A 14,071-nucleotide genomic window follows, 5' to 3' on the forward strand; every position below is an offset into this window, starting at 1 on the left:
TAAAAGATGACTGTCACAGCCCTCTTTTATAGATATATTTTTTTGACTTATTTATCGTTGCCCCTGCGAAACAAACAATCTTTAAGTAAAAGCATCTGTGCCATGACTCAATCAACAGATCGATCCTAGCTAATTTTTGGGGCACTTTCAGATCGAATTCGCCGTTCGATGATCCTTCCATTGATAAATATCCCTAACCTTTTCCATGTTTCAATGTTATGGATATCCTCAAGAAAGAAAAAACACTGATTCTTTTTTGATTCAACGAATCGATCAGAAATAACGATATCTGCTTCTGCAAGGTTTTCTACCATAGTTACAGTTTCCTTTTTATATACACCTGTTATATAATTTTTTACTAACATTACATAGTTGGCATGATAGGTAATATTAATCATGACATTCAAAGGTTCCGCCATCACATGTCCAACATAGGAGTATAGTAGCTCTGTTAGTTGTGTACTAAATATATCCAAATCTCTTTCCGCTATGCTTTTTTTGTAAACTGATTTTATCATCTCTTTTATTTTTAGAAACTTATCGTTCAACAACAATTTCTTATCTTCGTGGTAAAAGAAGGAACTTAAACTCAGCTTATCCGTGATCAAAAAACGATATACAAGATGAAAAACAAATGTGCTATGAAGGTTGGCAGGAATACTGTAACTCTCCTCCATTTTCTTCAAAGCTTCACATGCATGATCTACGATAGGATTTCCAGATAATTTCATTAATCGCTCCCCCAATCGTTCACAGATTTCAGATGTCAAATATTCTGGAAAGAAATAAATAGCGAAAAGATAGTAAAAAAATTTTTCTGACTGATAAATAGAATTATTGATCTTTTTATCTAACGGATAAAAAGTCTGACAAAATCCTAGTCGGATTTCTTCATATAAACAGTCGCTTATAGCCGTCTCCTCTTTTGAATCTATATCAGTATAACTTCCTATTTTATGGGCATCCATAAAAACTCTAGTTATTCTAGAAAGTTTCTCTTGCTTGATCCTCGTTACATTCTTTTCGTTATGATAACTATAATAATTGTCCTCAGCAAATGTCGAAGAATGTGTATTCAGAATATAGGAAAGTACTCGTATCTGGCTTTCCTTACCTTCCACAACTAAATAATTCATTTTCTTCCTAATCTGGCAATCGACTCCAATCGTTCGAATGATATCGTTTGCTTTATTGACTAATTTGTAACAATAAGACTGACTATAATTAAATTGCATTGATAACTTGACCATCCCTACTTTTCGATGTTTGAGAAAGTAATTCAGGACTTGGAAAACAGAACTTTGTCTAATATACTGTATCTTTAAACTTGAATACAAAGACGTAAAAGTTTCTGGGGTCTCTACATCAGAAAGTCTAAATAATCTATTTTCAAATTTAATGAGTGAGTCGGTTATATTCAGTTCTACTATGTAATCCTCATTGATCTGCATAATCAATGACTTCACCTTGCGATTAGTCAGCGAATGCTTACAAGCTAGTTCATCAATTGATGTTTCAGTCTTTGAAATAATATCCTCTAACAAGTTTAATTTTTGTTCTTGCCTCTCTGTCAGAAACAACTTCCATAAATCCATGACGCTCTCCTTTTTAATGATAGTTACTTCGATAATTTTGTCTATCTCTGAAACGAAACAATTATTAACTACAGTTACCTATTGAGATGAAAAGATACTCTTTTTATCGGTGGAAACAGTTTTTTTAGATAAATAGTGATAAAAAATAAGAACCCCTGGTCGTCGCTGAGAATTGTCGCCCTAGGATGATAGGTATGTTTAAACTAAAATGAGCTAATCTACAATGATTGCGAATCATTTAATCTACTCATGAGTGAACACTTTCTTTTATCAAAATTAAAAAGCTCCAGTTCCGATATAAAAGAACTCGCGAAGACAATTTGTATCAAACAAATAAAACAATTCTTTGAGGAAATAAAAACTGCCAGGTAAAATTTCAGCAAGTGCTTTTCTAATATCAGATGACAGAAGCGGACTTTTAAGCAACAAGAAAAGTTTAGAGGCGAAGTACGTCCCTAAACTTTTCTTATTTTTTTAGCAATTTTACAAGCGAAAAAATAAGCAAAAATGAAACTAGTGATAAGGCGATGATCAACCAAAGATTGACTTTTGACTTCACTGTAACATTATTACTAAGATCTGTAGTCTCCTCTATAAACTGATCAATTTTTTCTTTCGTATAATTAAAATACGTTATCGTCTCATCTTCGCCATCGGATAAAACAAATTGATACTCCCCAGACATCAATTCAGCTTTATCTATCAATGGCGCCTCAAACATTGTTTTTATATACGGTGAAAGCACAATCTTCTCTTGTTCTATCTCCCCTTCAGCTATGATCTCTTGATCAGGATTGATTACTTGATAGGAGCCACCTTCTGCATAAGTAACAAGTGGATTCTTGTTGTAAAGGTAATAAGAAAGAGTCGTTGCGTTTCCTGTAATCGTAAATTTAAAGTCCCCAATGATCTGTTTTGTTTCTTGAGCCCATTCATTTTGTTTCAAGCGAACAACGATTACTTTTTGATAAACTTGCTGAACATTTACGGAATCTTTATTTTCTTGTAAACCAATTGCTTGAGAGAAATTGATTCCACCTAATACTTCCCCAATAATCTTTTTATTTATATTAATTATGATTTTGATTTTTTTGCTTTGCTTTGCATCTATTTTTAAAAGACCATCTTCCAATTTACCTTCAATTGGTAAGATTTTTACGTACTTCTTTAAATCATAATCTTTATTTAGCAAATTGTTTGTTTCCGCAACATAAGTCATTGAAGTCCTAGTTGAAACAGCGATACTAGGAAAAACCGATACTTCAATGGCATGATTTTCATGATTAGTAACAGTTGCTGTATAAGTATACTTTTGGTTCAGATCAGGCGAAAATTGAATATCTTTTACTATACTTGAATCCTTGTCTGCTTGGATCTGAACTTCAAAAGAAGAGCCAATCGATTCTTCTGCCAATGCTTCTGGACTGAAAAAAAATATTCCTAAGCACAGGAACAAAAGAAACACCCTAAAAGAATAAGATTCATTCTTGTAGCTAGGATATAACATACGATTAAGGAGTGACGTCTGTCACTTCTGATGCAGTTAGTGTGATTACATAATCACTTGCCTTAGTGTTGTCAAAAGTTGAAGGATCAATTGTATAATCAAAAGTACCTTCTTCAGTCGTTTCATAGCCTTGACTTGCTTCAACTTTGAATACTTCACTCGTTGCAATCGTTAAACCAGGTGCTGAGGTTTCTCCAGGAACTGCTGCTGTTATCACTACTTGCTTTGCTCCAAATGACTTATTCGTTAATGTTCCAGATAACGTGAAAGTACCTGTTAGCGGATTCGCTTTCGTTTCTGTAAAACTAATATCTGCAAAATCTACAGTTTTTGTTTCAACAGGAGTAGCTAAAGTAAATGTTGCTGCTCCTTCTGTGACATTTACAGTAACTACTTCTGCACTTGCTGATGCTCCAAAAAATAGAGCAAGCAATAATGTTGTTACTAAAGTAACCTTTTTCATTAATTTCATTCCTCCTTTATTATTTATTTTGTAAGAAGATGGTCTTACAAAAAAACTATACACTATTTTTTTTGACAATATTCTCTTCTTTTTGCAATTTTATTCACAATAAGAATAAAGTATTTTTTAATTTTATCTAGTAATGTTTTAATCTTTTGCACCTGTTATTAATTTGCAAAGATCGGATTCTTGTTTAACACAGAAATCTGAACCCCGTCCGTCTCATAGGCAGATCTTGGGATATTCATTATGTGCCATGGCTAGAATTAACATGCTTCACAACTAGATGGGAGAATTAGTCTGACAATCGAATTATTCTTGGAAAAATGAAAATACAGTACTATCCGATTGTGCTTCTTCCATAAAAAAGCACTCTCACTACTGTGAAACACACTCCCAGTTGAGGCGCTATTTGAGGAAGAAATAGTACTTGTTTCAGAGTACGATTCCTCCACCCAATCATTCATTCATTGTCGAGGCTTCATTTTCTTCTTGACTATTTCTGAGTTTGGTTTTTAAGTCCGATGAATTAGGATTAGTAACGCCTGAGGTCATCTCACTGAGAGTAAAAACAATTTTATAATTCTCTTGATCATGCGCCAGAAATTTCTTAAGATCTAATGTAACGTAAAACTTACGGACATCTGCAGATTGCGTAACTACCCATTCTTCTGCGTTTTCAAAAGCCGCACTTAAGCCATTACCAAATGAAGAGATCGCTAAAATGTCATCAGTAATCAATTCATTCAGTGAAATCTCTACATTTATACTACCTTCATGATTTAATAGCTCCTTACTAAAATCAATTTCTTGAAAATCAAAATTTATTGGTTCATCAATTGCTAGAAAGACATTCGATTCTTCTATGGCATGAGTTTTCTCTTTTTCCTATAATCATCTCTCTGACGAAGACTATTTACGATTTTACTATCCACGCTTCATCATAATGTTCGATCGTAAACTGAGAATTTGGGTATTCACTCTTGACAAATTTTTCGACAGCATCCAACTCTGTATCTATATTTGCAATTAAAATGATATAATCTACCTTATTTGTATAGTTCAACTCTATTATGTATTGTTCAGCGTCTATCCAATAGGCATCAATTAATGTATTATCCGTGCTCTCATTAGAACGTTTGAAGCCATCCATAATCAGAACATTCGTTGCATCGAGGATTTCTAATGTTTCTTTTACAATGTTTAATGAATTGTGCAAGTAATTTTCTACTTGTTTTAAAGTATAATTTATAGGAAAAACACATTTTCTAAGAAAATATACGTGTCTTTTATTTGTAAATCGTATGGAAAACATTTTTCCTCTCATACTTTTACTTTCTGATATTTCCATCATTTTCAAATCACCTTCAGAGATTATTTATGGCAAATGACCTTCCTACACTTTAAAATAAAGCATTTATAACCTTTTTAGTTATCTTTTTTTGTCAAAAAATTACACATTATGTACAATCTTTTTTTGACAGAATCGACTAACCAGCTTAGAATTAGATACAAAAAATCCTCTTAAAAAGCTTATAGAGCTTTTTAAGAGGATTTTTTCTAGCAGAATTTTTATTTGAAAACTAACGCATTATCCGTTCCGTTCAATCATCATGTCAAAGTAATTCTAGTTCCAAATCAAAAGGGGATGTGATCTTTTTTACAACGATCGTGCCTCGTTTACAAATTATAATTTTTCTCAGGGCATGATTCTTTCGAGATGATTGTTTAATTTCTGTAATAGTTCCAGCATTTCCTTTTTTGAGTAAGCAAAATTCGTTTCTACCCAATAATTCAATACGGAAAGACAACCTTGAATATGATAGGTCGTAAAGTATTTCATCTCTTCTGTAATCATATTCTTTTTATCTTCATACAACCAAATTTCCAAGTAATTTTTTTCGATCAACTGTTTCATTTTTTCTTGTACCTCCAAACCGTTTGAATAAGTAATGAATAGCTTGTAGACAAACGAATGATGATAGACGTACTCAACTAGATTTATATACAAGTCTTCATAGCTATGAGTGCTATCAAAGGAAATCAGTTGATTGATGTCTTGGAAGAATTGCATTTCCAGTTGCTCATATAGATCGTAAATATCTGTGTAGTGTTTATAAAACGTGGATCGATGCAAATCGGCTGTTTCTGTTAGCTCGCGTATAGTGATTGATTGTATTTTTTTATCCATCATCAGTTTTGATAAAGCCTCTGCCAACGCCCTTTCAGTTTTTTTAAACCGACGATCCTCTTTATTCATTCTACTTCCCCCTATTCGACACTTATGGCTAGACTTGTCGTTTAAACGACAAGTTCAAGTAAGATTGTCCATAGATAATCGACAATGTGTCTATTATAATATAAGTGTATCACAGACAACCAATGATTAGGAGAATAAAAAATGACTTTAACTTTCAGAAATTTAGAAAAAAAAGACTATCATAAAGCCATCCAGTTTGCCCTCAAAGGAATGCACTTTGATTGGTATATCAAAAACAAACTGCTCTTAAATCTTTACGGCAGATATTTCTGGTACTTGGAATTAAATCGCGCGACTGAGATTATTGCTCTCTATCACGAAGATGTATTGGCTGGAGTTTTACTAGCGGAAATAAGCGGTGCACCTAAAGCGCATACTTCTTTTGGACAAAAGCTATACGTAAAATTGTTTGAATTCTTACAGAATCTTTTTGCTAAAGAAAGTGCCGGAACATATGATGCCGGAAACAATCAACTCCTTTCTGAATATTTAAGTGACCATTCACCTGATGGGGAAATCATTTTCTTAGCAGCTAATCCTGATATACCTATCAAAGGGATCGGAACGCGGCTGCTAAATGAACTACAGAAAAGAGTGCAAGGAAAAGAAATTTATCTTTTTACAGATAGTGCTTGTACGTATCAATTTTATGAAAAGCGCGGTTTTCAACGTCAAAAAGAAAAAATAATTTCATTAAAATTGCCCAACAAAAAAATTGATCTTCAGTGCATGCTCTATAGCAAAGTGATTGATAAATGATAGCCATGCTACACAACAAAATCATTTTTCAAATGAGTGCAAAAAAGCACAGCCCTAATGGCTGTGCTTTGCTAATTATTGGAATAAAAATTTATTCCTTGTTCGGTATCTTCTACATAACTATGCGCTGGAGCTTTAGTCACTAAATAACAAAAATAAAAATCCCCAATACAGGCTGACCCATGAAAAGAAGCCAACCAGACAAATGCATAAGGAGAAATTTCCCTATACGCATACAACAGCCATAAGACCAAAGTGATCAAGACAAAAGGAGCAAGCAAAATAAGTAAAAACTGCCACCTTGAATAAAAGGAATTAGGACTTGTTGCATAGGCCAAACCATTCTTAAAACCAAATTTGACTTTTCCTTCCTTATTGAACAGCTTAAAAAAAATCCCGTGAATCAATTCATGAACGATGATTAACCCTGCCATTGATAGAATGGCAATAACGAGATACATTAAATCGATAGTGACTTCTTCCGATAACTTTCTGTCTAATGTTAAAAGCGTAAATAAAGCAAAGAAAATAACCAATAGAGGAATCGTTAAGATATTCAGTTTCATGATCAGCTTTTTATCGTCAAGCAAATTGACACGCTTGATTAATTTCATAATGACCCCCTTACTCGTATTTGCAACACAATAAGCGCTCGTCTCACGTCATAAATTATTATATCAGTCTTTTTAGACCAAAACAATTCGATTTTTTACTGATACAAAACAAAAAAACATTCTTATCAAAAACGATAAGAATGTTTTTTAGACAAGAACCAACTCATTTCTCGCTCCCATCATTTGAGAACACTTGCCGTCACAACTACTAGCAGTGTTTTCACATCAAGCTTTTCAATTCGACATCTGGATATTTGTCGGCGAACCAACGCATCGCGAATTGGTTCTCAAACAAGAACAACGGCTGGTCGAAACGGTCTTTGGCTAAGATGTTGCGACTTGAACTCATCTTTTCATCCAAATCTTTAGGATCGATCCAACGAGCAATCTTATGTCCCATTGGCGACATGATCACCTCTGCATTGTACTCGTTCAGCATCCGATATTGAAACACTTCGAATTGCAGTTGTCCAACCGCTCCGATAATGTATTCATCACTGAGATACGTTTTATACAACTGGATGGCTCCCTCTTGCACTAACTGATAAATCCCTTTGTGGAATGATTTTTGTTTCATGACATTTTTGGCTGTTACTTTCATAAAGAGTTCAGGTGTGAATGAAGGTAATTCTTCATAAGCAACTTTCAATTTTCCTTCATATAAGGTATCACCAATCTGATAATTTCCGGTATCATATACCCCAATGATGTCGCCGGCAACAGCTTGTTCGATATTTTCGCGAGTGTCTGCCATAAATTGAGTCACATTACTTAATTTCATTTTTTTGCCTGTCCGCTCAAGCGTCACATCCATTCCCCGTTCAAATGTTCCTGAGCAAATGCGGACAAAGGCGATCCGATCTCGGTGTGCGGGGTTCATATTGGCTTGGATTTTGAAAACGAATCCTGAAAGCTCTTGTTCGTAAGGACTGATTTCTTCTCCAGACATTGTTTTGTGTCCATATGGTGCTGGTGCAAATTGTAAAAATGTTTCTAAGAAGGTTTGCACACCAAAGTTTGTTAATGCAGAGCCAAAGAAGACAGGCGTTTGATCGCCACGAGCAATTTTTTCTTCATCAAAGGAATCTCCTGCTTCTTGTAATAATTCTACTTCTTCTAGTACTTGTTGATAAACACCATTTTGATTCAGCGGATGATCTTGGGGAATCTCACCTGTTTGATCAAAAGGAATCAGTCGTTCGCCGCCATGAGATTCCGGACGGTAAATTTCAACCCGTTGATTGTGAATGTCATAAAGTCCTTCAAGCCCTTTTCCCATTCCGATTGGCCAATTCATTGGGAAGGACTCGATTTGAAGCAACTCTTCTAGCTCTTCTAAAAGTTCTAATGGTTCACGACCATCTCGGTCTAATTTGTTGATAAAGGTAAAGATCGGGATTCCCCGTTTTTTTACGACTTGGAAAAGCTTTTTCGTCTGTGCTTCGATCCCTTTGGCACTATCAATAACCATCACGGCGCTATCAACAGCCATTAACGTACGATACGTATCTTCAGAGAAATCCTCATGTCCTGGTGTATCCAAAATGTTCACGCGTTTTCCTTGATAATCAAATTGCATTACAGAACTAGTGACAGAAATCCCCCGTTGTTTCTCGATTTCCATCCAGTCGGATTTAGCAAAATTACCGGTTTTCTTTCCTTTGACAGTTCCTGCTTGGCGAATTGCTCCTCCAAATAGCAGCAACTGCTCAGTGATCGTTGTCTTCCCAGCATCCGGGTGAGAAATAATCGCAAAGGTGCGACGACTTTCAACTTGTTGTTTTAAATTTGGATTCTCCATGTTATGTAGTTACTCCATTCCTTGAAATTAGAACTCTCTGTATCTATACAAAGATTTTCTGACCAAATCAGTATATCATGTATCAAGAGCGGAAAAAAGAAAAATTACAGACAAATGCTCTCTATCATTCAGATTCGAAAGTCTAGAGAGCAACTGTTTAAGCAGCTTGATAGCTATTTGTATTTCTACGAGAACTGCTGTGAAAGCATGAAAAACACTCAAAAAACTAAAAGGCTGGAATTAATGTATCACTATGCTCATTTTCCAAAAATTCTTTGACTTTATCACTGGTCATCGCTTTTCGCAAAACGTTGATTTTTTCTGAATCTTGATTATCCTTACGAGCAACTAAAGAGATCGCAAATCGATCATCTATCGTTTTCTCTAAGAACAAGGCATCGTCAGGCTTCAGACCAATTTTGGCGATATAGGTCGGATAGTTGTAGACAAGGGAGACATTTGGTTCATTATAGGCTTCTGCTAGATTCAATAAGTCCACAGACAACCATTCAAAGTTTTTAGGATTCGCAGTAATGTCTTTGATCGTACCATTGACTCCAACTCCATCTTTTAATTCAATCAATCCTTGCTCAGCTAAGATGGCTAATGCTCGTCCTTCATTAGAAACATCATTCGGCAGAGCAACTTTTGTTCCTTCAGGAATGTCTTCAATTTTTGTATACTCTTTTGAATAAAAGCCCACTTTAGCATTATAAATTTTGTCTAAAGCCACTAAATCTGCTGATTTTTCTTCATTGTAGCGTTGCATATACGGCTCATGCTGCGCAAAGTTTGCGTCTACTTCCTTATTATTCAACAGCTCATTGTATTGAATATTGTCATTTACTTGTACCAATTCAATTTTCCAGCCATCTTCTACCGCATCGGCTGCTACTTTGACAACATCTGTCATAGGGGTCGTTTGAGAAGCGACTTTGATCACTTTATCCTCTGATTGCGACTCATTCCCTGTTCCACAAGCTCCGAGAAACGTTACTGCTAGTACTAACCCCAAAAATATTCCTTTTTTCATTCCTACTCCTACTTTCTTTTATCAACTTTTTTTGCTAACCCATTCCCGATCAATTGAATACTAAAAACTGCTACGATCATCACCAAAATGGCGAAATACATGACCCCATATTCGTACCGTTGATACCCATAACGGATGGCAAAGTCTCCGATTCCTCCTCCGCCAACGATTCCCATCACTGTGGAATAAGACACCATACTGACGATCGTTGTCGTCAGAGACAGGATCAACCCACTTCTTGCTTCCACGAGCAAAAATTCTTTGACATATTGATAAGTGGAGACACCCAAAGAGCGTGCCAATAGTCCGACATCCTCTGGGACATCCAACAATACTTGCTCGACTAAACGAGCATAGACGACGATTGACACAATACTCAATGGGATACTTGCTGGGATCGGCCCAAACGAGCTGCCTAGCAAAAAACGAGTGACGGGAATCATCGCAACAACAAACAGTAAATAAGGAAACGAACGAATGACCGTGATCAGCAAATTTAATATTTGATATAAAATCGTTCCCTGATTGTTGTTTTCACGACTAATAAATAATAGAATACCTAATGGCAATCCAATCAAAACAGCGGCGAAGATAGAGATACTCATCATGATCAGGGTTTCTTCCATCGCTTGCATCAATTCTGGTAAATAATATTGGATACTCTCAATTATCGTCATGCTTCAGACTCCTTATCACACGATCAACATAGTTTAATTCTTCTTTTTGTAAAAGATGCGGCGTATTGGCTACTTCCGCTACGATTCTTCCTTGTTCCATGACATAGACCCGCTCGCAAACTTGTCGAACCGCTGACAATTCATGACTAACAAACACGATTGTAGGCTGGAAAGTGCCATGAACCTTTTGCAATAACGATAAAACATCTCCCTTAGTATCTTCATCCAATGCACTGGTCGGTTCATCACACAAGAGGATCTTTGGTTCTTTGACCAAAGCACGGGCAATTGCTACTCGTTGCTTTTCCCCTCCACTTAAAGAAGCAGGATAAACCGAAGCCTTGTCAGACATACCTACGAAGTCTAACGTTTCCATCACCTGTCGTTGTGACTTTCCAGCTAATTTTAAAGGCAAATAAACATTGTCGTAGACAGTCAGATTATGGAGCAGATTAAATTGTTGAAAGATCATCGCAATATCTTGCTGTAGTCTTCGTCTCATTTTCTTGGTCAATCCTGTCGTGTTCACGCCATCAATCACGATGTCGCCAGCTGAAGGAGATTCGATCAAATTAATCAAACGCAACAAGGTAGACTTCCCGGAACCGCTTTTGCCGACGATACCGACGATCTCATTGTTGATTGTTAACGATACTCGATCAAGGACATTGTCCTGATATACTTGTGAAACCTCTTTTACTTCGATCATATTTGGTTCCTGACGCTCCTCTGTCTTCAAACTCAATTGAAAAGTAGTGATACAAATTGCTCATTTGTCAATTGATGGATATATTTCGCGACTTCCACCCCTTGAAAATGCTGCCGCAACTCTTCATTATAAGGAAGACCAATCAGCTGTTTTTCGAGACCAGCGATATCTTCTTCGCCAAAAAAATCTCCAGTAATTTGTGCTTCTGTGATTTTCCCCTTTGCCACTGAAAAGCGTAGTTCAACGATACCAACATTTTCAAAACGTTTGCGTTTCGTCCATTGATAATTAGGGGCTTCCCCATAAATCCATTGATCATTGGCATATCGCGATTGATACAACTGATTAATCTTCCGTTGATCCTCAGCCATTAATTTGATTTCTTTTTCTTGGATCTCCTCAATGTTGTCGACGTCATAAATATGACAGAGCAATTGATCTCTAAATTCTTTCGTTGACAACTGTTGATATTCGTCAGAAAGATAAGGCTTGATGTTGGTCACACTTTTACGCACCGATTTTGTTGCCTTCGAATCGATCTTTTCCTGTGGAACGTTCAACACTTTTGTCAAAACGCTTAAGTCAACATCGAACATCAATGTTCCGTGGGAATAGCTTCTGTCATTTTTTGTGTACATGGCATTACCAGAAAATTTCTTTCCTTCAACAAACAAGTCATTTCTTCCCCGTACTTCAACCTCTTTTGCTCCCATCTTCTGCAATGCTTTCAAAATAGGTTGGGTAGCTCCATGATAATCACCAAAATGAGTCACATCTTTTTTAGTCACAAAACTAAAACTCATGTTCCCTAGATCGTCATAAACTGCTCCGCCACCAGAGGTTCGCCGAGTTAAAACGATGTCATTATGTCGTAAATAGTCAAAATTTATTTCTTCGTAGGCATTTTGGTTTCTGCCGATTATAACACACGGCTTTTGTATGTATAACAGCAAGCATGGTTCTGAAATATCTACGTTATTCATTAAATATTCTTCAGTAGCTAAGTTCATCCGAATATCATCACTTTTCATTCGATAAAATCTCATTTTCCCACCCCACAATGATTTCTAATTATCGCACTCTTATCCTCTCTTTAATCCACAAGAAAAGCAAGAAATATGCTTAGTTATTTTAGTTTTTTTATCTAGCTAAATCTGTATCATTTGATTAACTCATTCTGTTCTATATATTATTTTTAGACAAAAAAATGCTTGAAGCAATTGCTTCAAGCATTCATTTTATCGACGAGGTTCGTCTTCTTCAAAATCTTTTTTGAAATAGCGGCGTTCTTCTTCAGGTTCGACAGCTGTTTCTTCAGGATCATGGAAGATAACGCGGATCTTCAATACACGTGACCCTTCCATTTCTTCTGTGATCAGTGTGACGTTATCCACTTTAAAGGATAATTTCTCCCCTTCATCAGGAATCAAACCTAAAGCTGTGATCAAATATCCGGCCATTGTATCAACATCACTCATGTGCAGGCTCATATCAAATGCTTCATTAAAGTCATCAATCAACATTCGCCCTTGGATGATATACTCATGATCAGAAACTTGTTCATATAATTCTTCTACTTCATCCGATTCATCGTCGATCTCACCAACGATTTCCTCTAAGAGGTCTTCTAAAGTAACCAGACCTACGACACCGCCGTATTCGTCTAATAAGATAGCCATCTGATTTTGAGTCTTTTTCAACTCATAGAGTAAGTCATCAATAAATACAGTTTCAGGCACAAATAATGGTTCTTGGAGGATTTGTTTAATATCTAATGTTTCAAATCCATATTTATAGGCACATTTCAGCAGGTTTTTTGTATGTAAAATACCTACGACTTTGTCTTTGTCCTCATTATATACTGGGATTCGAGAATAGTTTTCTGCTAAAATTTCTGTCAAAATTTCATCTACTGAGTCATTGATATCGACCATAAATGCAGTAGTGCGGGGCACCATCACTTCACGGGCCACCTTAGTATCCAATGAAAAGATTCCTTGTAGCATTTCCAGTTCATCTTCTTCAAAGACACCTTCTGTTTCTAACATATACCGCATTTCATCACGAGTCATTTTTGTATCTTCATCATCAAATTCCATTGGTGTGATTCGAGCTAACAAACTAGTTGAAGCAGAAAGCAACCACACAAAGGGTTTTGCGATCGTACCAATCACACGTATCACACCTGAAGTAAATTGAGCGACTTCTTCAGATTTGTTCATTGCGATTCGTTTTGGATACAATTCACCAAATACGATCGAAACATAGGTCAAAATCGCTAATACAATGATATTAGCCAGGCTTTTTGCTGCAGCTCCGCCACCTAGAACGGGTGCTAAGCGGGTAGATAGCGTATCTGCCAGTGAGGCCCCTGATAAGATATTGACTAATGTGATCCCAACTTGGATCGTCGACAAGAAGTTGGTGGGATTGTCAATGATTTTCAATAATTTTTGTGATTTGACATTTCCTTCCTCAGCCTTCTGTTCTACACGGTTCTTATTAACTGAAACAACCGCGATTTCTGAAGCAGCCAAGAAAGCATTGATCAATGTCAAAACGATCAATAATAAAATTTGCGCTAATAGCGACTGACTCTCGGGGTCAGCATTCATAATAGCATTCTCTCCTTATTTTTACATTTTCTAAAAAA

General features: G+C 36.1%; 14 protein-coding genes. 1 reads left to right on the forward strand and 13 read right to left on the reverse strand.

Annotated elements, in window-relative coordinates; all coding sequences use genetic code 11:
• Positions 1-125 precede the first annotated feature (125 nt).
• The 6 genes from EG2_RS03030 to EG2_RS03055 form a co-directional block, all read right to left on the reverse strand.
• Positions 126-1,595 (reverse strand): helix-turn-helix domain-containing protein, encoded by a 1,470-nt coding sequence (locus EG2_RS03030; RefSeq protein ID WP_060813392.1) that lies wholly within the window; start codon positions 1,593-1,595, stop codon positions 126-128.
• Positions 1,596-2,061: 466 nt separating this feature from the next.
• The gene (locus EG2_RS03035) at positions 2,062-3,051 is read right to left on the reverse strand and encodes a hypothetical protein (RefSeq protein WP_082709506.1); all 990 of its coding nucleotides are present in this window, start codon (positions 3,049-3,051) and stop codon (positions 2,062-2,064) included.
• Between the two features lie 55 nt (positions 3,052-3,106).
• Complete coding sequence (locus EG2_RS18745; RefSeq protein ID WP_113849597.1) at positions 3,107-3,565, reverse strand: hypothetical protein; 459 nt, start codon at positions 3,563-3,565, stop codon at positions 3,107-3,109.
• 459 nt (positions 3,566-4,024) lie between these two features.
• Positions 4,025-4,306 carry a hypothetical protein gene (locus tag EG2_RS03045; protein ID WP_060813394.1) on the reverse strand — a complete coding sequence of 94 codons (282 nt, stop codon included), beginning with the start codon at positions 4,304-4,306 and terminating at the stop codon, positions 4,025-4,027.
• Positions 4,307-4,481: 175 nt separating this feature from the next.
• Positions 4,482-4,919 carry a hypothetical protein gene (locus EG2_RS03050; RefSeq protein WP_060813395.1) on the reverse strand — a complete coding sequence of 146 codons (438 nt, stop codon included), beginning with the start codon at positions 4,917-4,919 and terminating at the stop codon, positions 4,482-4,484.
• A 345-nt stretch (positions 4,920-5,264) separates the two neighbouring features.
• Positions 5,265-5,825 (reverse strand): TetR/AcrR family transcriptional regulator, encoded by a 561-nt coding sequence (locus tag EG2_RS03055; protein WP_060813396.1) that lies wholly within the window; start codon positions 5,823-5,825, stop codon positions 5,265-5,267.
• Between the two features lie 141 nt (positions 5,826-5,966).
• On the opposite strand from EG2_RS03055, the gene EG2_RS03060 reads away from it, so the two are divergent.
• The gene (locus EG2_RS03060; protein WP_060813397.1) at positions 5,967-6,584 is read left to right on the forward strand and encodes a GNAT family N-acetyltransferase; all 618 of its coding nucleotides are present in this window, start codon (positions 5,967-5,969) and stop codon (positions 6,582-6,584) included.
• 71 nt (positions 6,585-6,655) lie between these two features.
• Here the strand turns inward: EG2_RS03060 and EG2_RS03065 are convergent, their stop codons facing one another.
• From EG2_RS03065 to EG2_RS03095, 7 genes are all read right to left on the reverse strand, one after another.
• On the reverse strand, positions 6,656-7,198 hold the full coding sequence (locus tag EG2_RS03065; protein WP_060813398.1) for a DUF3267 domain-containing protein: 543 nt from the start codon (positions 7,196-7,198) through the stop codon (positions 6,656-6,658).
• 220 nt (positions 7,199-7,418) lie between these two features.
• Positions 7,419-8,999 (reverse strand): peptide chain release factor 3, encoded by a 1,581-nt coding sequence (locus EG2_RS03070; protein ID WP_060813399.1) that lies wholly within the window; start codon positions 8,997-8,999, stop codon positions 7,419-7,421.
• Between the two features lie 226 nt (positions 9,000-9,225).
• On the reverse strand, positions 9,226-10,032 hold the full coding sequence (locus EG2_RS03075) for a MetQ/NlpA family ABC transporter substrate-binding protein (RefSeq protein ID WP_060813400.1): 807 nt from the start codon (positions 10,030-10,032) through the stop codon (positions 9,226-9,228).
• Between the two features lie 8 nt (positions 10,033-10,040).
• On the reverse strand, positions 10,041-10,709 hold the full coding sequence (locus EG2_RS03080) for a methionine ABC transporter permease (protein ID WP_060813401.1): 669 nt from the start codon (positions 10,707-10,709) through the stop codon (positions 10,041-10,043).
• The gene (locus EG2_RS03085) at positions 10,696-11,418 is read right to left on the reverse strand and encodes a methionine ABC transporter ATP-binding protein (RefSeq protein ID WP_060813402.1); all 723 of its coding nucleotides are present in this window, start codon (positions 11,416-11,418) and stop codon (positions 10,696-10,698) included. Before EG2_RS03085 ends, EG2_RS03080 begins: the two co-directional genes overlap by 14 nt.
• Positions 11,419-11,450: 32 nt before the next feature.
• The gene (locus EG2_RS03090; RefSeq protein WP_060813403.1) at positions 11,451-12,464 is read right to left on the reverse strand and encodes a lipoate--protein ligase; all 1,014 of its coding nucleotides are present in this window, start codon (positions 12,462-12,464) and stop codon (positions 11,451-11,453) included.
• Positions 12,465-12,656: 192 nt separating this feature from the next.
• Positions 12,657-14,033: a hemolysin family protein gene (locus EG2_RS03095; protein WP_003126319.1), complete on the reverse strand. Its 1,377-nt coding sequence runs from the start codon at positions 14,031-14,033 to the stop codon at positions 12,657-12,659.
• Between the last annotated feature and the right edge of the window lie 38 nt (positions 14,034-14,071).

The sequence above is a fragment of the Enterococcus gallinarum NBRC 100675 genome, assembly GCF_001544275.1.
GTDB lineage: Bacteria > Bacillota > Bacilli > Lactobacillales > Enterococcaceae > Enterococcus_D > Enterococcus_D gallinarum.